This is a genomic window from Streptomyces akebiae (genome assembly GCF_019599145.1).
Lineage (GTDB): Bacteria > Actinomycetota > Actinomycetes > Streptomycetales > Streptomycetaceae > Streptomyces > Streptomyces akebiae.
Genome location: NZ_CP080647.1, coordinates 2,237,445 through 2,260,293, shown reverse-complemented (window position 1 = coordinate 2,260,293; position 22,849 = coordinate 2,237,445). Strand labels below are relative to the sequence as shown.

The window sequence follows — 22,849 nt, the reverse complement described above, 5'->3', positions numbered from 1 at the left end:
TTCCCTCATCTCCCGTCGTCCTCTCGACTCCCTTGTCTCGCACCGGAGTTCGGCATGTAGTCCGACACGCCGACGGGCCGTCGGCTCCGCGGGCCGATTTTCCGGATGCCCCGTTTTCATACGGCTCCCGAGGTGGACAATTAGGGGCATGAGCCAGCAGGGGGAGAGGCCGACCGGTCACGAGGACGACTGGTGGCGGCAGTTGTACGACGACGCGAGTGGGGACACGGGCCCCGCAGTAGCGGCCGATTCCCTCGACGACCGCTTCGCCTCGGCGGCGAACACGGTCAGGGACGGGACCCCGCATCCGACACCGACGGAGCCTGCGACGGCTGCGGCGACACCGACCGAGAGCGAGGCGGGTGCGTCGGGTGCGCGGGGTGCCTGGGGAGCCGTCCCGGGTACGTCGGGCGCCTGGGCGGCCGTGCCGGGCACGTCGGGTGCCGGAGGGGAGCCGGGCGGAAGGCCGGGTCCGACGGCCGGATCGGGAGGCGGGCCGGGCGGGGCGGGTGGTCCCGGAGGCGGGCCCGGCAGGACGGGTGGCTCGGGCACCGGGGGTGGGAGCCCTCTCTCGGACCGGGTGCCGCCCCAGGGATCGCCGGGCGGCCCCGCCGGACGTGGCGGGCAAGGCCGGCAGGGCGACCCGGGCCCCCGGCCGGCCACCCCTCCCGACCCCATGCCCGCACCGCCCGCTGTCCCCCCGCGCCCGTCGTCCGCCCCCGATGCCGCGGCGCCCGCCGACGCCGGCCCGGGTGCGGGTGGGGGTGGGGGCCCGGGCTCCGTGTCGCCCGCTGCTCCTCCGCGTCCGTCGTCGAGCCCCGATCCCGCCCCTCCCACCGACGCCGTCCCGCGCGGGCCGCTCGACGCCGGCGCCGTTTCGCCTGGTGACGCCGGTTCCGCCTCGCCCGTCGAGCCCGTCCCGCGTCCGCCCTTCGCCCCCGGCCCCCGCAGGCCGTCCGACCCCCCGGCCTCCGTGCCCGCGAGGGACCCCCGCCTCAGCGGGCTCACTCCGCGGCCCGCGCCCTGGGAGTCGCCGTCGGTCCAGCCGTCGGGGCCCGTGACCTTTCCGCCCGGACCCACGCCGTCGGGGTTCCACGCGGCCACGCCATGGCGCCGCGCCCCCGTCCGGAGCCCCCTCACGCAGGCTCCCATCCCTGCTCAACCGCCCTCTGGCGAAAGGCCCGCCTCCCCACCCGCCGAGCCCTCTCCGACTCCCCGCCCCGCTGCGGAACCCTCCGACGCCCGGCCCTCCACCCAGCTCGACATCCCCACCCTCCAGGCGGACGAGGTGTCCCTCGTCGACGACAGCGGACGGGTACGGGTCGAGTACGTGGGGTCCGGCCCGCCCACCTACGACGCGGAGCCGACCGCCTTGCCGTCGGCGGATCCGGAGGACCTGGGGGACCTGGTGGCGGACACGGTGCTCGACGGCGCACGCTATGGGGCGTGCACGCTGCGTGCCGCGTCGCTGCGCGGGGACTCCGCGCGCTACCGGGGCGAGCCGCGCCGCGACGCGCTCCTCACCGCCCGCTTCGGCCTCGGCGAACAGGCACTCGTCCTGGTGGCCATGGCCACCGGCGCCCGGGCCATCCCGGGCGCGCACCGCGCGGCGGCGGAGGCGTGCAGGTGGATCGGCCGGGCTGTCGGGCAGAGCCATGTGCGGCTGGTGGAGGACATCAGGGCCGCCCGGCGCGGCGATCTGAAGTCGGGGCTGCACCGCCTCACCGACCGCAGCCTCGGCAAGCTCCGCGCCAGCGCCGTCGAACAGGGGCTCGACCCGGAGGAGTACACGGCGAGCCTGCGCTGTCTGCTGCTCCCGGCCGACCCCGGGTGCCGGACGCGCGTGTTCTTCGGGGTCGGCGCGGGCGGACTGTTCCGGCTGCGGGGTGGCGAGTGGCAGGACATAGAGCCCCGGGTCGCCGACACGGCCGGTGCCCCGGTGGTCGGCTTCGGGTCGCTGCCGCACGAGACCCCCGAGGGCGACCGTCTCACCATGGACCTCGGCATCACGACACCCCCGAGCCCCTACGAACCCGCTCCCGCCCCACCCCGCGAACCCTTCCGCTTCCGCGCCTCCGTGGCCCGCGAGGACGACGTCCTGCTGCTGTGCACCGGCGGTCTGGCCGAACCGTTGCGCGGGGAGCCCCCGCTCGCCGAGCATCTGGCGGCCCGCTGGGGAGCCGCGGAACCGCCCGGTCTCGCCGCTTTCCTCGCCGACGCCCAGGTCAGGGTCAAGGGGTACGCGGACGACCGTACGGCCGCCGCCGTCTGGGAGGCCTGACGGAGACCACCGGCGGGCCGGGAGGGGCGTCAATCAGCCGCCCCCGGCCGGGGGTTGGCCTGTACCAGCGCGCGATTCCGGCCAATCAACATCATCGGGGGGAGTGGCCCGCTCCGGTCGGGGTAGACGCGGCGCGTACGCCCGTCGTGTCCCGTCGGCATACGGCCGGATCGGCAGCCCCGCATGGGCGGTTGGGGCCGAGGCCCGTGGCCGCTCCGCGCTGCCCGGAGTGGGGCGGGGCGTCGGGTTCGTAGAACTGTGCGGTGGTTTCGCGAGGCGGGAAGCGCTCTCACACGGTGCCGACAGCTGGCTTGACCCTGTGCGTTTGAAAGCGTACGGACGGTCGTTGACGATTCGACATGAGTGCCGCGATCCGGACGGGGCATGCATCCCCGTGTACGTGTTCGAGCAGGAGGGGAATCGTCATCGGCGCGTGGGCGGGGGTCATGAAAAGGCAGGCACGAGGGGGCGGTCCCACGGCGATCGGGGCCTTCTCGGCAGAGGCGGAGGACGCGGTCGACGAAGCGGCGCACAAGGTCGACGCCGAACAACTCAGGCACAGACTCGGGCGGGCCGACCTGAGGGCGGTGCCCGAGGCCCGCAGGGCGCTGCGGGAGCTGCTGCGGCAATGGGGGCGCCCGGGAAGATCGGAGATAGCGGAGCTGCTGACGAGCGAGCTGGTCACCAACGCGATCATTCACACCGACCACGACGCGGTGCTGACCGCCACCGTCTCACCCCGCGGACTGCACGTGGAGGTACGGGACTTCGTGGGACGCAGGCCCAGGCCGAGGGTGCCGCCCGCCGACGACAGCACGCACGGACGTGGCCTCCTCCTCGTCCAGTCCCTCGCCGACGCCTGGGGGGTACGGGCGCACGGGGTGGGCAAGGCGGTGTGGTTCGACCTCGACGGCGGGCTGACCTAAGGGCCCCTAGCGCCCTTCTGATGGACCTCCCCTCGACGCCGACGGGACCGACATGGCACGGGCGGCGGACGAGGGACGGCGGACCGCGGACGGCGGACAACGGACAGGGGCGCGGCTCGCTGCCGCGCCCCTGTCCGATGTGTGGCTCGTACCGCTCAGCCGAACTGCTGCTCCAGGTCCTTGAGCTTGCGCTCCAGGGAGTCGAGTCGCGGCAGGGCCATGGTGTCGTCCTCCGCGGTGAGGTCGACCGTGATCGACTTGTCAGCGCCGTTGCGGACGGGCTGCAGGGAGGGACGCGTACGAACGGGCAGTTGTTCCGGGGTGGATATGGCGGAGTCCGAGGCCACCTGGGCCGCGGGCACGCGCTCCACGGTGGTGTCGACCTGGCGGCCGCCACCGCCACCGCCGCCGCCACGACCGGGCAGACCCCGGTGGCCCCGGCTGATGGCCTTGAGGTGGGCGCGCTCCAGGCGCTCCTGCTCCCGCTTGCGCGTCCGGTTCTCTTCCTTGATCCGCTTGTCCTCGCGTACCTCGTCCACGGCCTCGTCCAGGCTGCGCACACCCTCCAGGAGCATCAGCGACCAGGCCTTGTACGTCTCGCGCGGGGCCCGCAGCCAGCGGACGATGCGGATCTGCGGCAGCGGACGCGGCACCAGGCCCTGCTCGCGCAGGGCGGCCCGGCGGGTCTGCTTCAGCGCGCGGTCGAAGAGCACCGCGGCGGACATGGACATGCCGGCGAAGAACTGCGGGGCGCCGTCGTGGCCGAGGCCCCTGGGCGCGTGCACCCAGTTGAACCAGGCCGCCGCACCGGCGAACGTCCAGACGAGTATGCGGGATCCGAGGGCCGCGTCACCGTGGCTGGCCTCGCGCACCGCGAGCACCGAGCAGAACATGGCGGCGCCGTCCAGGCCGAACGGAACCAGGTACTGCCACCCGTTGCTGAGGCCAAGGTTCTGCTCGCCGAAGCCGACCAGGCCGCGGAAGGAGAGCGCGGCGGCGACCGCGGCACAGCAGAAGAGGAGAATGTAGGAGGCCGTGGCGTAGAGGGCCTCCTTGCGCCTGCGGCGCTCCTCACTGCGTTCCCACGAGTCCTCTGTCTTCGCGTGCTCCCCGGAGCGCTTGCCGCGCGCGAGCACCGCAACCGCCGCCAGCATGCCCAGGAGCAGTACGGCGCCCGGAAGCAGCCAGTTCAGCGATATGTCGGTCAATCTCATCAGGGGTCCCTTGCATTGGGATAGGGCGTAACGCCCGCCATAGTGGCCCAATCCTCGCGGCCCTCAGGGGGTTTCGGGACAAGAGACCGCCAAAGAAGTGCAATGAGTGACGCCAGGCGGCATTCTGCTCGAACTACCGCGCGAGGGACGGGAGTAGAGTGCGAGTGAGATTACCCGTTCGAGTGGTTCCACGGAAAGTTCCTGCGACAAGTGAGGAATTTGTGAACCACCTGTAACCCAACGAGGGGTCCCACCCGGAGTGGATCTTACGGCACGCGCCCCGGGCGATCACCGGGGGGTCGCCCGGCGCGCGGCGCCCCGGCGGTGGTGAGAGGCCGTCAACCGGTGACGGCGGCCGTGAGCTTGGAGATCCGTTCCGTCTCGCACGTGCGCGGACAGGTGACGCAGGTGTCCTCCGGGACCAGCGTGTAGAACATGCAGCAACTCGCCCGGTCCCGGGTGGGCAGCGACTCGCCGCCGGGTCCGGTCAGTTCACGGAAGCCCGCCGTGCCCACGTACGGCCGCGTCGCGCCCGGGAGCAGCAGTTCCAGTTCGCGTCGGCAGCGCTCCTGCTCGTCGGGGCCGAGCAGTTCGGCGATGTACCAGATGCCCTCGACGATCTCGTCGGTCGCCATGCCCCACAGGGCGCGTCCGCGCCGCCGCATACGCGGGCCGAAGCCGCCCAGGACCGGTTCTATGTGCTCGGCGAACGCGGCGCGCACCTCGGCCCGCAGCGCCTCCTCGTCCGCCACCACCCGGGCGCCGGGTTCCCCGGCCGCCGGGTCGTCCGGCAGGCAGCTGAACGTTTCGCCGCGCACCGCCAGCCGGCTCTGCTCGCGCTGGAACGCCACATGCTCGGCGGGAAAGCGCGGCACCCGGCGCTGGAGGAACCAGGGGACCGTGAAGAGCAGACAGGCGTACCAGGAGTAACGGTGCAGTCCGAAGGTCGCCACGACGTCCGGGCGCCCCTTTCGGCCGTGGTCCCGCAGTATCTGGGCCTCGTCCCACGCCAGGAACGCGTCGAGCTCGGCCCCCGCCGCCGCGAGCCCGGCGGCGGAGACCCACCCCTCGCCGACGGGCAATGGATCCGTGGGGGAGAGTTCTGTCACGCTGATCATCGGCAGGACCTCGGTGAGGCGTGCGTATGCCGCCGCCACGGGCGACCTGCGTGAAGTGGGTGCGGATGCCGGTGCTGACTGGGGCATACGGGGACCGCCGTTTCACCATCGCTGCCAAGTAAGGCTTACCTTACCCGAGGTGGTCGAGGTTTGAACTGAGGGCATGTGCGCCTATGGTGCTTTACGACCGGTAACAACCCGAGTAGTGACCTAACCGCCCCCATGTACCCAGTCGGCCTCACTGCTCGGCCACTCGACACTCGACTCGGCTCGGAGGAGGACCCGTGGAGCAGGCCGGACCGCGCCCGCGCGAGGCCACGGCCATGAGCGCGCCGGACCCCGCACTCGCTCGTCCGGCGTCGGCCTATCGCGTGCCCGCGCAGCCCGGAGTCGCGGACGTCGACCGGGAGCGGGGCATCGCGGCGGACGGCACCGGGACCGCCGTCCGCGGTGGCACCGGGCCCGGCGCCGACGCCGCCCGGGGCGAGCACACGCACAGCGAGGTCCCGATCCCGCTGCCGCGCGGCCAGGGGCGCCCCGTCGTCCAGCGGGCCTCCGTGCGGGGGCAGATCCTCGACGCGCTGCGGGCCGCGCTCGCCGGTGGGGAGCTGACGCCGGGCGAGGTCTACTCCGCCCCGGCGCTGGGTGAGCGGTTCGGGGTCTCCGCGACCCCCGTGCGCGAGGCGATGCAGCAACTGGCCATCGAGGGCGCGGTCGAGGTCGTGCCCAACCGGGGCTTCCGTGTCGTACGGCGGGGCGCCCGGGAGCTGGCCGAACTGGCCGAGGTGCGGGCGCTGCTCCAGGTGCCGGTGGTCATGAGGCTCGCGCGTACGGTGCCCGCGGACCGCTGGGGTGAGCTGCGGCCCCTCGCCGACGAGACGGCTCGCGCGGCGTCCTCCGGGTGCCGTGCGACGTACGGGGAGGCGGACCGGGCCTTCCACCGCGGGGTGCTGGGGCTGTCCGGCAACGAGCAGTTGCTGCAGATCGCGGACGACCTCCACCGGCGAACGCAACTGCCGTTGGGGGGTGGCCAGGTGGGTGCGTCCGGCAGCGGGGGCCGGGTGGACCTGATGGCTGACGCCGCCGAGCACATCGCGTTGCTGGACGCGCTGGTGGCGGGGGACCTGGACGCGGCGTGCTGTCTGGTGGAGAGGCACTTCGGGGTGGTGGGCTGAGGGTTCGTCGACGGGTGCGGGCCAGGTGGGGCCTCTCGCGCAGTTCCCCGCGCCTCTCGAAGCCCAGGCCCCGCAGCCCTGAAAGGCGACCGGCGGCGGGCCTGGGAAGCACGCGGGGCGCGGCCCCGGCTTTTCAGGGGCGCGGGGAACTGCGCGACCAGCCCCCACGCGCCCGCACCCGTCGACGAACCCGCTCCCCCGAGCGGTGAGGCGCCTTCACGCCGTCGCCGCCGGCGGTGGGGCCAGCTGCCGTGCCAGCCACGTCGGTACACCACCCAGCAGCCGGAACAACCGCCCGGCCTCCTCGCGCAGTCGCGAAGCCTCCGGTTCGGACTCGGTCTCGGCGAGGGAGACGAGCGCCGGGGCGGTGCCCACGAGGTAGCCCAACTCCTCCCGGATGCGCAGGGATTCGGCGAATCCGTGCCGCGCCTCGGCCAACTCGCCGTCCCGCAGGGCGAGACCGGCGAGATGGCGCCAGGTGAAGGACTGCAGGAGCAGGTCGTCGTGGGCGGTGGCACCGGCGTGGGCCCGACGGTAGGCGGCGCGCGCGGCCTGCGGGGAGCGGGCGAGGTTCTCGGCGATGAGACCCCGCCGGAAGTCGAGCAGGGCCCGGCCGCGCGCGCCGGGGGCGATCAGGGCCGCCGCGCGGCCGAGCGCGGCCCGCGCCTCGTCGGAGCGGTCCCGGACCCCGAGCAGTGTGGCCGCGTACGCCAGTTGACCGCGCTCGCAGGCGGCCGCGCCGCGCTCGTCGTCGGTGCGTGCCTGCGCCTCGGCCGTGCGCAGCGCGTCCTCGGCGTCCTCCCAGCCCTGCTCGGTGTAGAGACAGCGCTCGACGAGCAGCGCGGTCCGCTGGAGCGAGGCCTGTGGACCGTCGGGCTCGATCAGGGCAGCCGCGTCGACCCAGCAGGCGCGTGAGCGCAGCCGCCATACCGCGGTCTGGAGTGGATCGTCACCGGCTGTCGTTCCGTCACCAGACATGGCGGTATGCGCCACGTTGCCCTCCCCGAGCACGCCCTTGAGCTTTGAGTGGTGGCGGCATCTCAGCACGAATCCCGTGGCCCGGCCAAGGGGGTGGGTGAAGGAATTCACAAAGTCATGGGGCGCGGACGGCGCACTTGGATCTTCGTCCACCACCCCGTGGCCTCAACTCATGCGCAGGGCCAGGAAGAAGTCCAGTTTGTCCTCCAGTCGGGAGAGGTCCCGGCTCGTCAACTGTTCGATGCGGCCCACCCGGTACCGCAGCGTGTTGACGTGCAGATGGAGGCGCGCGGCGCAGCGCGTCCAGGAGCCGTCGCACTCCAGGAACGCCTCCAGGGTGGGGATCAGCTCGGCGCGGTGCCGCCGGTCGTAGTCGCGCAGCGGGTCGAGGAGCCGGGCCGTGAAGGCGCGGCGCACGTCGTCGGGGACGAAGGGGAGCAGCAGGACGTGCGAGGCCAGTTCCTGGTGACCGGCCGCGCACACCCGGCCGGAGCGCGCCGCCGCCACCCGACGGGCGTGCCGGGCCTCCTCCAGGGCGCCGCGCAGCCCTTCGGCGGAGTGCACGGCCGCGCTGACGCCCAGGGTGAGCCGTCCGTCGTCGTCGAGGCCGGCGCTCAGCGGGTTCCGTACGGCCGCGAGGAGAGTGTCGGCGTGGACGCCGGCCTCCGAGCCGTCGTGCTCGGAGGAGACGGCCGGGAGAGGGACGAGGGCGATGGCCTCCTCACCCGTGTGGGCGACTGCGATGCGGTCGGAGGGCTCGGGGCCCGTGGACAGGGGATCGACGAGGATCTCCTCCAGGAGCGCCTGGGTGACCGGGCCGCTGTCGATCTCGCCGTCCTCCCACTCCACCCGCGCCACGACGACCTGCCAGTGCGGCGCCGCCCCGAGGCCGGGCAGCAGCACCGGCGCGGCCACCCGCAGCCGGGCGGCGATCTCGGCCGGGACCGCTCCCGCCTGCACCAGCTCCAGGACCTCCTGGGCGAGTCGGCGCCGTACCGTACGGGCCGCGTCGCGCCGGTCGCGCTCGACCGCGATCAGCTGGGTGACGCCGTGCAGCAGGTCGAGCCGTTCGGCGGGCCAGTCCCCGGCGTCGGCCTCGACCGCGAGGAGCCAGTCCGACAGCAGGGTCTCGCGGACGTCGCGGGGGCCGCCACCCGGCCCCCGGCCCGTGCTGCTGATCGGGAAGAGCGAGTACGTGGTGGTGCCGACGGCCACGCGGTGCGGTCCGCGCCGCCCGGTGCGCGTCGCCGCCAGGTGCTCGGCGGACAGCCGTGCGCGCAGCTCGGCGGGGAGCGCCGGTCCGGCGTCCTCGGGGCCCGCGACGAGCCGGCCGGCGGGGGAGAGCACCCAGGCGCGCAGGTCCAGGTCGGAGCCGAGCAGGTCCAGGACGACGTCCGGGCCGCCGCCCGCCGGGCCCGAGGTCATCATCCGGCGGTGCCGCTCCACCACGGCCGCCAGGTCCCCGGCACGCTCGCCGGAGACCTGCCGTACGACGTGTTCGGTGATGGTCGCGAAGGCCACCGACTCGTTGACCGCGAAGAGCGGCAGCCGGTGACGCGCGCAGGCCACGACGAGGTCCTCGGGGACGTCGCCCAGCTCGGCCTCCCCGGCGGCCAGCGCGGTGACGCCGGCGCCCACCAGGATCCGTACGAAGGGTTCGGAGTCGGCGGCGTCGCGGCGCCAGGCGAGGCCCGTGAGCACCAGCTCGCCGCCGGAGAGATAGCGGCTGGGGTCTCTGAGGTCGGTGGTCATCACACCGCGCACGGTGCGGTCCAGCTCGTCCTCGCCGCCGAGCAGCCGCAGTCCCAGCGCGTCGGTGTCCAGCAGTGCGCGCAGGCGCATTCTCGTCGCCGCCGTTCCTGTCTCGGGAACAAGGATGTTTCCAGGGGAAAACCAAGAGGTTGCAGAAGGCCTCCGTTCATACGAATCTACAAGATGAGCGCCCTGGCCAGCCAACTCCTTCATGGTTTCCGTGACTGACCGGGGTGGAGGAGGGCGCTGTGTACTGAGTCCCAGGACACCTGAACAGCACCTGCACGAGCCGGGCCCGCCGCACACGATCTGGCTCAAACCGAACGACTCCAGACGAAGAAGAGAGCCGGTCAGATGGACTTCCTTCGCCCCGCCAGCTGGGAGGAGGCGCTCGCCGCGAAGGCCGAGCACCCCACCGCTGTGCCGATCGCCGGCGGCACCGACCTGATGGTCGAGATCAACTTCGACCACCGTCGGCCCGAGTATCTGCTCGACCTGAACCGCATCGGCGAGCTCTCCGAGTGGGAGGTCGGCGAGGAATCGGTTCGTCTGGGTGCGTCCGTCCCGTACACCCAGATCATGGAGAACCTCCGCGGCGAGCTGCCCGGCCTCGCCCTGGCCTCGCACACGGTCGCCTCCCCGCAGATCCGCAACCGCGGCGGCGTCGGCGGCAACCTCGGTACGGCCTCCCCGGCCGGCGACGCCCACCCGGCCCTCCTCGCGGCGGGCGCCCAGGTCGAGGCCGAGTCCGTACGGGGCTCCCGGCTCATCCCCATCGACGACTTCTACACCGGCGTCAAGCGCAACGCCCTCGCGCCGGACGAGCTGATCCGCGCGGTGCACATCGCCAAGGCGGACGGGCCGCAGCAGTACTCCAAGGTCGGCACCCGCAACGCCATGGTCATCGCCGTCTGCGCCTTCGGACTGGCCCTGCACCCGTCGTCGCGCACCGTCCGCACCGGCATCGGCTCGGCCGCGCCCACCCCCGTCCGGGCCAAGGCCGCCGAGGAGTTCCTGAACGCGGCGCTCGACGAGGGCGGCTTCTGGGACAACGGCCGGATCATCACCCCGTCGGTCGCCAAGCAGTTCGCGGACCTGTGCGCCGGCGCCTGCAACCCGATCGACGACGTACGCGGCACCGCGGGCTACCGCCGTCACGCGGTCGGCGTCATGGCCCGCCGCACGCTGATGTGGACCTGGGAGTCCTACCGCGGCACTGACGGCCGGACCAACCAGAAAGGGAGTGTCGCGTAATGCGCGTCAGTTTCACGGTCAACGGCCGTCCCCAGGAAGCCGACGACGTGTGGGAGGGCGAGTCCCTGCTGTACGTGCTGCGGGAGCGAATGGGGCTGCCCGGCTCCAAGAACGCCTGTGAGCAGGGTGAGTGCGGGTCCTGCACGGTCCGCCTCGACGGTGTCCCGGTGTGTTCGTGTCTGGTGGCCGCCGGTCAGGTCGAGGGCCGCGAGGTCGTCACGGTCGAGGGACTCGCGGACTTCGCCAAGCAGCGCGCCGAGCACGGTGGCTGCGCCTCCGCCGCGTGCGGTACGGCCGGCGCGGCGGGAACCTCGCTCGACGAGGCAAGGCGGTGGGTGGCCGAGGGCACCGACTCGCAGACCGGCAAGGGCACCGAACTCTCCCCGATCCAGCAGGCGTTCATCGACGCCGGGGCCGTCCAGTGCGGCTTCTGCACCCCGGGTCTGCTGGTCGCGGCCGACGAGATGCTGGAGCGCACCCCGAACCCGAGCGACGCGGACATCCGTGAGGCGCTGTCGGGCAACCTGTGCCGCTGCACCGGCTACGAGAAGATCATGGACGCGGTCCGCCTCGCGGCCGCCCGGCAGTCCGAAGGGGTCTGAACCATGGGAACCACCGGCCTGCCCCCCACCCTCACCCAGGGCTCCCGCACCAAGGGCGGCATCGGCGAGTCCACGCTCCGCCCGGACGGCACCCTCAAGGTCACCGGCGAGTTCGCGTACTCCTCCGACATGTGGCACGAGGACATGCTCTGGGGCCAGATCCTGCGCTCCACGGTCGCCCACGCCGAGATCGTCTCCATCGACACGGCCGAGGCGCTGGCCACCCCCGGCGTCTACGCCGTGATGACGTACGACGACCTCCCGACCGACGTCAAGCACTACGGTCTGGAGATCCAGGAGACCCCCGTCCTCGCCCACGGCAAGGTGCGTCACCACGGCGAACCCGTCGCGATCGTCGCCGCCGACCACCCGGAGACCGCCCGCCGCGCCGCCGCCAAGATCAAGGTGGAGTACCGCGAACTGCCGGTCGTCACCGACGAGGCCTCCGCGACCGCGCCGGACGCCGTCCTCGTGCACGAGAACCGCACCGACCACCACATCGGACACGTCCCGCACCCCAACATCGTCCACCGTCAGCCCGTCATCCGCGGCGACGTGGCGAAGGCACGCGAGCGCGCCGACGTGATCGTCGAGGGCGAGTACGTCTTCGGCATGCAGGACCAGGCCTTCCTCGGCCCCGAGTCCGGCCTGGCCGTCCCCGCCGAGGACGGCGGTGTCGACCTCTACATCGCCACCCAGTGGCTGCACGCCGACCTGCGCCAGATCGCGCCCGTCCTCGGTCTGCCCGAGGACAAGGTCCGGATGACGCTGGCCGGCGTCGGCGGGGCCTTCGGCGGTCGCGAGGACCTGTCGATGCAGATCCACGCCTGCCTGCTCGCCCTGCGCACGGGCAAGCCCGTCAAGATCGTCTTCAACCGCTTCGAGTCCTTCTTCGGCCACGTCCACCGCCACCCCGCGAAGCTCCACTACGAGCACGGCGCGACGAAGGACGGCAAGCTCACCCACCTCAAGGCCCGTATCGTCCTGGACGGCGGCGCCTACGCCTCCTCCTCCCCGGCCGTCGTCGGCAACGCCGCCTCGCTCGGCGCCGGGCCGTACGTCATCGAGGACGTCGACATCGAGGCCCTCGCCCTCTACACCAACAACCCGCCCTGCGGCGCGATGCGCGGCTTCGGAGCGGTCCAGGCGTGCTTCGCCTACGAGGCGCAGATGGACAAGCTGGCGGCGAAGCTCGGCATGGACCCGGTGGAGTTCCGGCAGATCAACGCCATGGAGCAGGGCACCCTCCTGCCCACCGGCCAGGCCGTCGACTCCCCGGCCCCGGTCGCCGAACTCCTGCGCCGCGTCAAGGCGATGCCCCTGCCGCCCGAGCAGCAGTGGCTCACGGCGGGCGAGGCGGCGGACGTACGACAGCTGCCGGGCGGCCTGTCCAACACCACGCACGGCGAAGGCGTCGTCCGGGGTGTCGGTTACGCGGTCGGCATCAAGAACGTCGGCTTCTCCGAGGGCTTCGACGACTACTCGACCGCCCGGGTCCGGATGGAGGTCGTCGGCGGTGAAGCCGTCGCCACCGTCCATACGGCCATGGCGGAGGTCGGCCAGGGCGGCATCACCGTCCACGCGCAGATCGCCCGCACCGAGCTGGGCATCACCCGGGTGACCATCAACCCGGCCGACACCCAGGTGGGTTCGGCCGGCTCGACCTCCGCCTCCCGCCAGACCTACGTCACGGGCGGCGCGGTCAGGAACAGCTGTGAACTGGTCCGCGAGAAGGTCCTGGAGCGGGGGCGCCGCAAGTTCGGCACGTACCACCCCGCCTGGGCCACGGCCGAGCTGCTGCTGGAGGGCGGCAAGGTCGTCACCGACGCCGGTGAGGTCCTGGCCGACCTGGTGGACGTCCTCGGGGACGAGGCCGTCGAGGTCGAGGCGGAGTGGCGGCACCGGCCGACCGAGCCGTTCGACCTGCGGACCGGGCAGGGCTTCGGCCACGTCCAGTACTCCTTCGCCGCGCACCGGGCGGTCGTCGAGGTCGACACCGAGCTGGGCATGGTCAAGGTCGTCGAACTGGCCTGTGCCCAGGACGTCGGCAAGGCGCTCAACCCGCTCTCCGTGGTGGGCCAGATCCAGGGCGGCACGACCCAGGGCCTCGGCATCGCGGTGATGGAGGAGATCGTCGTCGATCCCAGGACCGCGAAGGTGCGCAATCCCTCCTTCACGGACTACCTCATCCCCACGATCCTCGACACGCCGACCATCCCCGTCGACGTGCTCGAACTCGCCGACGACCACGCGCCGTACGGGCTGCGCGGGGCGGGCGAGGCGCCGACCCTGTCGTCGACTCCGGCCGTGCTCGCGGCGATTCGCTCCGCGACGGGGCTGGAGCTGAACAGGACGCCGGTACGGCCGGAGCATCTGACCGGTACGGCGTAGGAGCCGCCGGGCGCCCATGAGCTCGGGTGGTCCGGTTCGTGGGCGGGTGCGGGTCCGGTGGGGCTCCTCGCGCAGTTCTCCGCGCCCCTGAAAAGCCGGGGCTTCGCCCCGTGCTTCTCGGCCCGAAGGGCCGTAGGCCTTCACGGGCGCGGGGAACTGCGCGACCAGCCCCCACCGGACCCGCACCCGCCCACGAGCCCACCCACGAACCCACCCACCCCCCCAACCCACCAATCCCGTTCGTCTCGGGCCGTCCCCCGCGTCGGGCGCACCTTCCCAAATCCCGCCGAAGCCCAGTGCAACGGCCGGGTGTCCCTGTGAACCTTGGGAGAACGCCCCATGACCCACCAGTCGCTCAAGCCGAGGACGGCCGTCGAAAGCACCCCCGCCCCGGCCGACCGGTCGCGCCTCGACCGGTACTTCCGCATCACCCACCGAGGATCCACGGTCGCCCGCGAGGTCCGCGGCGGCGTCACCACCTTCATGGCGATGGCGTACATCCTCCTGCTCAACCCGCTCATCCTGTCCGGCCCGGACGCCGCCGGCGCCACGCTCGGCCAGAAGGCCCTGATCACGGCGACCGCGCTCGCGGCAGCCGTCAGCACGCTTCTCATGGGCGCCGTCGGCAGGGTCCCGCTCGCCCTCGCCGCCGGCCTCTCCGTCTCGGGCGTCATCGCCTCGCAGGTCGCCCCGCGGATGACCTGGCCGCAGGCGATGGGCATGTGCGTGATGTACGGCGTGATCATCATGCTGCTGGTCGTCACCGGTCTCCGCGAGATGATCATGAACGCCATCCCGCTGGCCCTGAAGCACGCGATCACCATGGGGATCGGGCTGTTCGTCGCCCTGATCGGCTTCTACAAGGCCGGTTTCGTGCACCAGGGCAAGGCGACCCCGGTCAGCCTCGGCCCCACCGGGGAACTCGCCGGCTGGCCGGTCCTCCTCTTCGCGGTCACCCTCCTCGCGATCTTCATGCTCCAGGCCCGGGGCGTTCCCGGCGCGATCCTGCTCGGCATCGTCGGCGGCACGGTGATCGCCGTGCTCCTCAACGCCCTCGACGTCATCGACCCGAAGCAATGGGCGGGCGGCGCACCGGAGTTGCACGGCAGCGCGGTCTCGATGCCGGACTTCTCGCTCCTCGGCCAGGTCGAGTTCGGCGGCTGGCGCGACGTCGGCGCGATGACGGTCGGCATGATCGTCTTCACCCTCGTGCTCGCCGGGTTCTTCGACGCGATGGCCACCATCATCGGCGTGGGTACGGAGGCCGGGCTCGCCGACGACAAGGGCCGCATGCCGGGCCTGTCCAAGGCGCTGTTCATCGACGGCGCGGGCGGCGCGATCGGTGGTGTGGCCGGCGGTTCGGGCCAGACCGTGTTCGTCGAGTCGGCGACCGGCGTCGGCGAGGGCGCCCGCACGGGGCTCTCCTCCGTCGTCACCGGGCTGTTCTTCGCCGCCTGTCTGTTCTTCACCCCGCTCACGGCGATCGTGCCCGGCGAGGTCGCGGCCGCCGCGCTCGTCGTCATCGGCGCCATGATGATGATGAACGCCCGCCACGTCGACTGGTCCGACCGCGCCACGGCGATCCCGGTGTTCCTGACCGTCGTGATCATGCCGTTCACGTACTCCATCACGGCGGGCGTCGCCGCCGGAGTCGTCTCCTACGTCGCCATCAAGCTCGCCCAGGGCCGGGCGCGGGAGATCGGCGCGTTCATGTGGGGCCTGACGGCGGTCTTCGTCGTCTTCTTCGCCCTGCACCCGATCGAGAACTGGATGGGCGTGCACTAGGGCCCTTCTGATGGTTCTCCGCGGCGTCACGGCGCCCGGCACGCACGCGGACACCGCTCCTTCGTCCGCGGAGATCCATCAGAAGGGCCCTGGCGGCAGTCCTCGCCACGTACCGTCCGCACCACCGCTGTTGACGCCGAAGGAGACCGAGAGATGCTGGACGTCGCCGAAGAACTGCACCGGTGGGTCGAGCAGGGGCGTGACTTCGCCGTGGCCACCGTGGTGGCCGTCGGCGGCAGCGCACCCCGCCGGCCGGGCGCCGCCCTCGCGGTGGACGCCGACGGCACGGCGATCGGCTCGGTCTCCGGCGGCTGCGTGGAGGGCGCCGTCTACGACCTGTGCCGACAGGCCCTGACGGACGGCGAAACGGTCCTCGAACGCTTCGGCTACAGCGACGAGGACGCCTTCGCCGTCGGGCTGACCTGCGGCGGAGTCATCGACATCCTCGTCACACCGGTGCGGGCAGGCGACCCCGTCCGCCCGGTGGCCGCCGCCGCGCTCTCCACCGCCGCGAGCGGGCGGGCGGCGGCCCTGGCCCGGATCGTCTCCGGCCCGGCGGAGCTGCGGGGCCGCGCCCTGCTGGTCCGCCCGGACGGCTCGTACGACGGCGGCTACGGCGCCCATCCCGAGCTGGACCGCACGGTCGCCGCCGAGGCCCGTGCCCTCCTCGACGCCGGCCGCACGGGCACCCTGGAGATCGGGGAGCGGGGCTCGCGGTGCGGATCCCCGCTCACGGTCCTCGTCGAGTCGTCCGTCCCGCCGCCCCGGATGATCGTCTTCGGCGCGATCGACTTCGCGTCGGCGCTGGTCCGGGTCGGCAAGTTCCTCGGCCACCATGTGACGGTCTGCGACGCCCGCCCCGTCTTCGCGACCCGGGCCCGCTTCCCGGAGGCCGACGAGATCGTGGTCGAGTGGCCCCACACGTACCTGGAGCGCACCTCCGTCGACGCCCGTACGGTCCTCTGCGTCCTCACCCACGACGCCAAGTTCGACATCCCGCTCCTCCGGCTCGCCCTGCGGCTCCCCGTCGCCTACGTCGGCGCGATGGGCTCCCGCCGCACGCATCTCGACCGCAACGAACGGCTCCGCCAAGCAGGCGTCACCGAGCTGGAGCTGGCCCGGCTCAGGTCCCCCATCGGGCTCGACCTCGGCGCGCGCACCCCGGAGGAGACGGCCCTGTCGATCGCCGCCGAGATCGTCGCCGACCGGCGGGGCGGCAGCGGGGTCTCCCTGACCGGCGCGCACACCCCGATCCACCACGACGGCCCGCCCGCCCTCACGGAACTGCCGGGCCTCCGCGGCTCCTGGGGGTTCGCCGGGACAAGCCCCACCGGGGCCACGGGATGATCTCGAAGCCCTGAGATCAGGGCCGGGCGGCCGGCGCCGGCCTCGCCGCCGACACCCCCGGCCGCTTCTGCTCAGGCCCCGGGGACGGGGCCGTTCCCCGTCAGGTGCGGCGCGGGCAGGGCGGCTCGTAGTCGAGGCGGGGAAAGTGGCGGGCCCACTCGGCGCGGCTGATGGTGCCGTGGACGCGGTCGCAGGCGTCGGCGAGCGCCCGGTCGAGGTCGGTGTACCAGATCTGCACGCTGTGGTGGGCGGTCACGGTGAGGAAGGTGCCGTCCGCCTTGAGGTAACGCACTTCCTTGACCGTCCCGCCCGGGTTGGTGAGGCGGGCCAGGGAGGTGGGGCGTGCCCGGTCGTTCAGGTCCCAGGCGTGCACCACGCCGTCGATGCCGACGGTCACCGCCGTGCGGCCGTGGGAGGCGAAGGCCACGCTGGTGACGATGTCGGTGTGTCGGGCCAGTTCGCCCAGCGCACGGTGCCGGGGAAGATCGCCGACGTCCCACAGCTGCGCCGTGCGGTCGTCGCTGCCGCTCAGCAGCGTACGGCCGTCCGGGCTGTAGGCGAGGGCGTCGACGAAGTGCCGGTGCCCCTTGAGGACGGTGACGAGGGCGGCGTGGTGCGGGTCGGTCACGTCCCAGAGGCGGATGTCGTGGTCGTTGGAGCCCGAGGCCAGGGTCTTTCCGTCGGGGCTGAACACCACGGGTTTGACGTCGCCGTCGTGCCCGGTGAGCGTGTCGAGCAGACGGGGGCGGGCCGGGTCGGTGATGTCCCAGAGGCGGATGGTGTCGTCGTAGCTGCCGGTGGCGGCCACGCGGCCGTCCCCGCGTACGGCGACGGAGTAGACGCCGTCGGTGTGTCCCGTGGGCCGCTTCGACAACACCGTGGGGTGGTGCGGGTCGGTCACGTCCCACAGCCGGAGCGTGCGGTCGCTGTCCACACCGAGCAGTGTGTCGCCGTCCCGGGTGAACTGGATCGGGCCCAGACCGACTCCCTCGGCGGTGCCGAGCCGGGAGGGCCGTCGTGGATCGGTGATGTCCCACAGGACGATCTGGGAGCCGTCGGCCATGGCGAGGGTGCGGCCGTCAGCGGGCACGGCCGGGGTGTGCCCGACCGGTGCGCGCCCGACGGGCGTGGAGCCGGTCGTTCCGGCGTCGGTCGACGCGACGGACAGGGAGCTGAGCAGGGCGTCCTCGGTACGGTCCTGCCGAGTCTGCCGGTAGGCGGCCAGCGCGACCTGGACGGCGAGGGACGGATTGTGTCGGCTGAGGAGCACGGCTTCGTCGGCGGCCCGGAGGGCCACGGCCTCGTTGCGCTGCTGGGTGACGGTGTTCTGTGCCCGTACGGCGAATCCGGTGGCGGCCACGGCGCACACGAGCAGGACGACCAGGGCTCCGGCCAGCCTGCGCAATCGGCGCAGGCTGCGGCGGCCGCGCTCTTGCGTCTGCTGTGCCGCCGACTCGCTGGCATCGAGGAAGGCGCGTTCCCGAGAGGTCAGCGCCTGTGCCGGGATGTCCTTCGCGGCGGCGAGGCGTACCCCGCGGTACAGGGTGTCGGGGTCGTGGTCCAGGGACTCCCAGAGAGTGGTGGCCTCGGTGAGGGCCCGGTGCAGACGTACCTGGCCGCGGTCCTCCTCCAGCCAGGCGCCGAACCGGGGCCAGCACCGGATCAAGGCCTCGTGGGCGATCTCCACGTGGTCGGCGTCGGCGGTCAGCAGCCTGGCCCTGGTCGCCTGTTCGAGGACGAAGTCGGTGTCCGGACCGCTGTCGAGTTCTCGACGTGGCACACGGCGCTTGGTGTCCTCGGTACCTTCACCCAGGGCGACGAGCCGGAGGAACAGCCGTCGCGCGGCCTTCTGGCGGCTGTCGCCGAGGGCGTCGTGGAACTTCTCGGCGGTCTGGGTGAGCGCGCCCTCGATACCGCCCGCCGCACGGTAGCCGGCCAGCGTGAGAGCGTTGCCCCGCCGTAGTTTCCAGGTCTCCAGCAGAGCGTGCGAGAGCAGGGGCAGCGCGCCCGGCCGACCGTGGGCGTCGGCCGTGAGCGTCGTCAGCAGGGCACTCTCGACGGTGAGCCGGGAGCGGGCAGCGGGCTGGACGATCGCCGCCCTCAGTTCCTCGGCGGTCATCGGGCCGACGGGATGGTGGGCATGGGGCAGGGCCTCGACGAGACCGGCCAGTCGGATGCAGTGCGTGTAGAAGTCGGACCGTACGGCGATGGCGACCCGCGTGCGGCTGTCGGGGGCCTGCGCCGCGTGCACGAGCGCGGCGACGAACCGCTCCCGCTCCTGCGCGTCACCGCAGAGGGTGAAGACCTCCTCGAACTGGTCCACGACGACGAGGAGTTCGTCCGTCGCGGAGTCGGTCTCCGGCCGCCCGGCGAGGATCTGCCTCACCATCCGGTGGAAGGTGCCCGGTTCGGCCGCGAGTTCGGCACGGACCGGGCCGGGAGCCACGCCGGCGCGGGCCGCCAGCCGTAGGGCGCATTCCTCCAGGGGATTCGGTCCGGGTGTGAAGACCAGCGAGGAAACACCGGGAAAGGCGGGGAGCACACCCGCGCGCAGCACCGACGACTTACCGGATCCCGATGCCCCGAACAACACGAGGAGCCGTTTTTCCTTCAGATGTTCGACGAGCATGCCGGTGAGTTTCTCGCGTCCGAAGAAATACGCGGCATCGGCCTCCTCGAACGCGCACAGACCGGCATAGGGCGGCTTGGCGCCGCTCCCTTTCCGGTTGTCGGCGCCGGCCTCGACCGACGTGTCCGTGCCGCTGCACGCGTCAGCCGTCCATTGCCAGATCAGCTTCCATTCCCGCTCGTCACCGCCGCAGGCGCGAACGTAGGCGAGAGTGACGGCCAGGCTGGGGAGTTGACGCCCCGCCGCGGCCGAGGAGAGTGCCGCGATCCCATAATGTGATTTTCGCGCGAGTTCCCGGTAGGTGGGACGGCCGGCCTGTTCCCGCAGTTTCCTCAAGCGCGCCGCGAATTCGAACAGAGGACCGCCGTCCGGGTCCAGAGGCTTTTCCCCCCGGGCCATGCGTCCACCCTTCCCCCGTCTCCCACGGATTGTTCGGCATCCGTTTGTTCACCATCGGCCCACCGGCCTTGAACAACAGATTAGCGGCTACAAACGGTGCATCAGGTCCCGCACCGAGGACCGGACGACGAACGGAAATGAGGAATTCCATGAAGACCCGTGTACGAACCGTCCTGCCCGCGATCCTGGCCACCGCCGTGACCGCGCTCGGCGTCGGCGAGGCCCTGCCCGCCGCCGCCGCTCCCGCCGCCGTCGTGCGGACCGCGCCCTCCCAGCAGACGACCGCCGCAGCCGCGGCAGCGCCCGCGGAGGATGTCCGGCAGGTCGCGGACCGCATCATGAACCTTCGGTACTACGACTTCACCAAGCACCCCAAGGTCGCACCGTTCAACTGGTCCAACGACGGGTGCAGCGGCCCGCAGGAGATCAAGAACCTGTTCACCGAAGCCTGCAACCAGCACGACTTCGGCTACCGCAACTACGGGGCCCAGCACGGAGGCCTCCGGCTCAGCCCCACCCGCCAGACGAAGGACTGGATCGACACGCGCTTCTGGCACGAGATGCGCCAGACCTGCTTCGACCACCACGGCGGCGGGAACTGGTGCCTGATCCACGCACGCGCCGCCTACCTGGCCGTGCACAACTTCGGCGACAAGTACTTCTGGGCCGCCGGATAGAGGAAGGCTGCTCGGCGCCCCCGGTTCGGGGGCGCCGCGGTCATGGGTGAGGTGCCGCGGGGGTGCGGAGCCTGATTCCGGCCTCTCGAAGTCACGGTCGCACGGCTCCCGCGCGGCTCCCGCCCGGCGTACGCCCTCACGGCCGCCGCGGTCACCCCGCACCCCGCCCCTCCCCACGGTCCCCACCTCCACGAAGGAGCACTCATGCACGACAGCGCACCGGACGGCGCCCCACGTCCGCCCCAGGCTCCCGTCCGCCCGGTCCACCTCAGCCGGGCCGGCTTCCTCCGGGGCGCCGCCGCGGCGGTTCTCGCGGGCGGCCCCCTGCTCCGCACCCCGGCCCACGCGGCAACAGACCCCCTCCGCGTCTCCAAGATCGCCGACCTCACCGGTCCCGGTCTCACCACCCGGTTCCGCATGGAGGCCACCGACCTGGGAGTGCCTGTACGGACGCCCGACGGCCGACTCCTGTTCGTCTTCGGCGACACCTTCGAGGAAGCCAGGGTCGGCGGCGGCTGGTGGCGCTCGCCCGTGGCGCTGTACGGGCGCTTCGACGGGCACGGTCGACCGGTCGTCTGGACCGGTGCGGTGGGCGGACGGCACGCCCGGCAGCTGTGGCCGTACGACCACGACAACCCCGACTATTCCACCGTCCTGCCCTCCGATGTGATCACCCTCGGGGACACCATGTACCTGCACGTCATGGTGAACAAAGGGCTCGGCAACGTGGTGCGCACCGAGATCTGGCGGTCGGACGACTCGGGCGCGACCTGGAGCGCCACCGGTGCCGTGTTCGCCGCGAACCTGCACGGCGGCATGTTCCAACTGCTCACATGGGCGCTCGGCGGTGACGGGTACGTCTATGTCCTGTCCACCGGGTTCCAGCGGGACAAGCCGGTCATCCTGCACCGCGTCCGTCCCGACCGACTGACGGAGCCCGGCGCCTACGAGCCGTGGGGACAAGGCCCCGACAGCCGCTGGGCCTGGGGCAACCCGCCCACGCCCGTCCTGGACGGCACGTTCGGCGAGCTCTGCCTGCGACTGCTCGACGGCCGGTGGATCCTGACCTGGTTCAACCAGGGCGACTACCGGATCGAGGGCCTGGTCGCGGACCACCCCACGGCGGACCTGCGCACCGCCCATCGCCGCACCCTGCTGTGGGGCACGTCGTGGGGCGACGAGGACGACACCCACGTGGCGCAGTTGTACGGCGGCTACGTCATTCCAGGGTCGACGCTCGACGACCTCCACCTGTCAGTGAGCCAGTGGAACACCAAGGCGGGCTGGCCCTACCGCGTCATGCAATTCCGCGTTCGCGGTCTCGCGCGCTGACCTCGGAACCCAGCGGTCGTCCCGTGCCCTTCGGGGCTCGTCTCGGCGATCCGGGACTTACCCGGCCCGTGCCGCCGTCTTGACCCCCGGGGGCAGCAGGGCCGACCGTTGCGTCAGGGCAACAGCACTACGGGGGCGGGCGGTTGAGCGCCATGACCGGTGAGGGACGACCGCGCGGGGGCGGGGACGAGAGCCCGGACGGCGCGACGGGATCGGACACGGACGAGCGGGGGCGGGTCGCCACCGCCGATGCCGATCCTGACACCGAGGCCGAAGCCGAAGCCGAAGCCGAAGCCGAAGCCGAAGCTGGGGACGGGGACGGGGACGGGGACGGGGACGGTGGTGCGGCGGGTGATGGCGGTTCGGGGGAGGCCGGAGGTTACGGCGCCTCCGACGACCGGCGGCTGTCGGCCGTGTCGACCGCGCTCCTCGGGCTCTTCCTCCTCGCCGACGTCGTCTTCGTCTGCGGAGCCCTGGTGACGCTCTGGCCGGCGGTGCTGGCGACGGTCGAGCCCGGGGCGGAGCCCACGGCCACCGCGCGCTGGTCGCCGTTCGGCCTGGGGGACTGGTCGCTGACCGCCGACACGGCGATGCTGCTGGCCGTGGTCGTGTGCAGCGCGCTCGGCAGCTTCGTCCACGCCGCCACGTCCTTCGCGACGTACGTCGGCAACCGTCGGCTCTACGCGAGCTGGCTGTGGTGGTACCTCCTGAGGGCCGGAATCGGGGTGGCCCTCGCGCTCCTCGTCTATCTCCTCCTGCGCGGCGGCCTGTTCGCGGGCAGCTCCGGCGCCGGGGCGACCAACCCGTACGGCTTCTCCGGCATCGCCGGGCTCTGCGGGCTCTTCTCCAAACAGGCCACCGACAAGCTCCGCGAGATCTGCGACACCCTCCTCAGCACCACGGGCGACGGCGACCGCGACCGCCGCGACGGCCTGTCCACCAACCGCAACGGGGACCCCGGCCCGTCCTGACGACGTTCGGCATCAGCA

Annotated in this window: 16 protein-coding genes; 11 read left to right on the top strand and 5 right to left on the bottom strand. The window is 72.5% G+C overall.

The annotated features are described in order from the left end of the window. Positions 1 to 148 precede the first annotated feature (148 nt). Positions 149 to 2,281 carry a protein phosphatase 2C domain-containing protein gene (locus K1J60_RS47405; RefSeq protein WP_220645884.1) on the top strand — a complete coding sequence of 711 codons (2,133 nt, stop codon included), beginning with the start codon at positions 149 to 151 and terminating at the stop codon, positions 2,279 to 2,281. 446 nt (positions 2,282 to 2,727) lie between these two features. Beyond that, the gene (locus K1J60_RS09890; protein ID WP_220645883.1) at positions 2,728 to 3,207 is read left to right on the top strand and encodes an ATP-binding protein; all 480 of its coding nucleotides are present in this window, start codon (positions 2,728 to 2,730) and stop codon (positions 3,205 to 3,207) included. 155 nt (positions 3,208 to 3,362) lie between these two features. Here K1J60_RS09890 and K1J60_RS09885 read toward each other — a convergent pair whose 3' ends face one another. Further along, entirely contained in the window at positions 3,363 to 4,421 is a 1,059-nt protein-coding gene (locus K1J60_RS09885; protein WP_033531472.1) for a DUF2637 domain-containing protein, read from the bottom strand. A 338-nt stretch (positions 4,422 to 4,759) separates the two neighbouring features. Then, positions 4,760 to 5,626 carry a (2Fe-2S)-binding protein gene (locus K1J60_RS09880; protein WP_220645882.1) on the bottom strand — a complete coding sequence of 289 codons (867 nt, stop codon included), beginning with the start codon at positions 5,624 to 5,626 and terminating at the stop codon, positions 4,760 to 4,762. Positions 5,627 to 5,823: 197 nt separating this feature from the next. Between K1J60_RS09880 and K1J60_RS09875 the strand changes: the two genes are divergently transcribed. Beyond that, the gene (locus K1J60_RS09875; RefSeq protein ID WP_398683168.1) at positions 5,824 to 6,714 is read left to right on the top strand and encodes a GntR family transcriptional regulator; all 891 of its coding nucleotides are present in this window, start codon (positions 5,824 to 5,826) and stop codon (positions 6,712 to 6,714) included. A 216-nt stretch (positions 6,715 to 6,930) separates the two neighbouring features. On the opposite strand, the gene K1J60_RS09870 is transcribed toward K1J60_RS09875, so the two are convergent. Then, positions 6,931 to 7,707: a hypothetical protein gene (locus K1J60_RS09870; RefSeq protein ID WP_033531525.1), complete on the bottom strand. Its 777-nt coding sequence runs from the start codon at positions 7,705 to 7,707 to the stop codon at positions 6,931 to 6,933. 150 nt (positions 7,708 to 7,857) lie between these two features. Further along, positions 7,858 to 9,534, bottom strand: a complete 1,677-nt coding sequence (locus tag K1J60_RS09865) for a PucR family transcriptional regulator (RefSeq protein ID WP_220645881.1) — start codon at positions 9,532 to 9,534, stop codon at positions 7,858 to 7,860. 264 nt (positions 9,535 to 9,798) lie between these two features. Between K1J60_RS09865 and K1J60_RS09860 the strand changes: the two genes are divergently transcribed. From K1J60_RS09860 to K1J60_RS09840, 5 genes are all read left to right on the top strand, one after another. After that, a complete protein-coding gene (locus K1J60_RS09860; RefSeq protein WP_220645880.1) occupies positions 9,799 to 10,698 on the top strand; it encodes an FAD binding domain-containing protein in 900 nt (299 codons plus the stop codon). Further along, the gene (locus K1J60_RS09855) at positions 10,698 to 11,300 is read left to right on the top strand and encodes a (2Fe-2S)-binding protein (protein WP_220645879.1); all 603 of its coding nucleotides are present in this window, start codon (positions 10,698 to 10,700) and stop codon (positions 11,298 to 11,300) included. The genes K1J60_RS09860 and K1J60_RS09855 overlap by 1 nt, the downstream gene beginning before the upstream one ends. A 3-nt stretch (positions 11,301 to 11,303) precedes the next feature. Beyond that, entirely contained in the window at positions 11,304 to 13,691 is a 2,388-nt protein-coding gene (locus tag K1J60_RS09850; protein WP_220645878.1) for a xanthine dehydrogenase family protein molybdopterin-binding subunit, read from the top strand. 339 nt (positions 13,692 to 14,030) lie between these two features. Next, positions 14,031 to 15,476 carry an NCS2 family permease gene (locus K1J60_RS09845; RefSeq protein ID WP_220645877.1) on the top strand — a complete coding sequence of 482 codons (1,446 nt, stop codon included), beginning with the start codon at positions 14,031 to 14,033 and terminating at the stop codon, positions 15,474 to 15,476. A 153-nt stretch (positions 15,477 to 15,629) separates the two neighbouring features. Further along, positions 15,630 to 16,823 (top strand): XdhC family protein, encoded by a 1,194-nt coding sequence (locus K1J60_RS09840; protein WP_220645876.1) that lies wholly within the window; start codon positions 15,630 to 15,632, stop codon positions 16,821 to 16,823. Between the two features lie 100 nt (positions 16,824 to 16,923). Here the strand turns inward: K1J60_RS09840 and K1J60_RS09835 are convergent, their stop codons facing one another. Further along, positions 16,924 to 19,851: an nSTAND1 domain-containing NTPase gene (locus K1J60_RS09835; RefSeq protein ID WP_220645875.1), complete on the bottom strand. Its 2,928-nt coding sequence runs from the start codon at positions 19,849 to 19,851 to the stop codon at positions 16,924 to 16,926. Between the two features lie 149 nt (positions 19,852 to 20,000). Here K1J60_RS09835 and K1J60_RS09830 point away from each other — a divergent pair, with 149 nt between their 5' ends. The 3 genes from K1J60_RS09830 to K1J60_RS09820 all read left to right on the top strand — a co-directional run bounded on the left by K1J60_RS09830 (position 20,001) and on the right by K1J60_RS09820 (position 22,831). Continuing rightward, positions 20,001 to 20,528 carry a phospholipase gene (locus K1J60_RS09830; RefSeq protein ID WP_259407649.1) on the top strand — a complete coding sequence of 176 codons (528 nt, stop codon included), beginning with the start codon at positions 20,001 to 20,003 and terminating at the stop codon, positions 20,526 to 20,528. Between the two features lie 204 nt (positions 20,529 to 20,732). After that, on the top strand, positions 20,733 to 21,860 hold the full coding sequence (locus tag K1J60_RS09825; protein WP_220645873.1) for a DUF4185 domain-containing protein: 1,128 nt from the start codon (positions 20,733 to 20,735) through the stop codon (positions 21,858 to 21,860). Between the two features lie 152 nt (positions 21,861 to 22,012). Next, positions 22,013 to 22,831, top strand: coding sequence for a hypothetical protein (locus K1J60_RS09820; RefSeq protein WP_259408253.1), 819 nt, complete (start codon positions 22,013 to 22,015; stop codon positions 22,829 to 22,831). Positions 22,832 to 22,849: the final 18 nt, after the last annotated feature.

Coding starts and splice junctions, on each gene's coding strand:
- K1J60_RS47405 (WP_220645884.1), top strand. CDS start 149: ATGAGCCAGCAGGGGGAGAGGCCGACCGGTCACGAGGACGACTGGTGG.
- K1J60_RS09890 (WP_220645883.1), top strand. CDS start 2,728: ATGAAAAGGCAGGCACGAGGGGGCGGTCCCACGGCGATCGGGGCCTTC.
- K1J60_RS09885 (WP_033531472.1), bottom strand. CDS start 4,421: ATGAGATTGACCGACATATCGCTGAACTGGCTGCTTCCGGGCGCCGTA.
- K1J60_RS09880 (WP_220645882.1), bottom strand. CDS start 5,626: ATGCCCCAGTCAGCACCGGCATCCGCACCCACTTCACGCAGGTCGCCC.
- K1J60_RS09865 (WP_220645881.1), bottom strand. CDS start 9,534: ATGCGCCTGCGCGCACTGCTGGACACCGACGCGCTGGGACTGCGGCTG.
- K1J60_RS09860 (WP_220645880.1), top strand. CDS start 9,799: ATGGACTTCCTTCGCCCCGCCAGCTGGGAGGAGGCGCTCGCCGCGAAG.
- K1J60_RS09855 (WP_220645879.1), top strand. CDS start 10,698: ATGCGCGTCAGTTTCACGGTCAACGGCCGTCCCCAGGAAGCCGACGAC.
- K1J60_RS09850 (WP_220645878.1), top strand. CDS start 11,304: ATGGGAACCACCGGCCTGCCCCCCACCCTCACCCAGGGCTCCCGCACC.
- K1J60_RS09845 (WP_220645877.1), top strand. CDS start 14,031: ATGACCCACCAGTCGCTCAAGCCGAGGACGGCCGTCGAAAGCACCCCC.
- K1J60_RS09840 (WP_220645876.1), top strand. CDS start 15,630: ATGCTGGACGTCGCCGAAGAACTGCACCGGTGGGTCGAGCAGGGGCGT.
- K1J60_RS09835 (WP_220645875.1), bottom strand. CDS start 19,851: ATGGCCCGGGGGGAAAAGCCTCTGGACCCGGACGGCGGTCCTCTGTTC.
- K1J60_RS09830 (WP_259407649.1), top strand. CDS start 20,001: ATGAAGACCCGTGTACGAACCGTCCTGCCCGCGATCCTGGCCACCGCC.
- K1J60_RS09825 (WP_220645873.1), top strand. CDS start 20,733: ATGCACGACAGCGCACCGGACGGCGCCCCACGTCCGCCCCAGGCTCCC.
- K1J60_RS09820 (WP_259408253.1), top strand. CDS start 22,013: ATGACCGGTGAGGGACGACCGCGCGGGGGCGGGGACGAGAGCCCGGAC.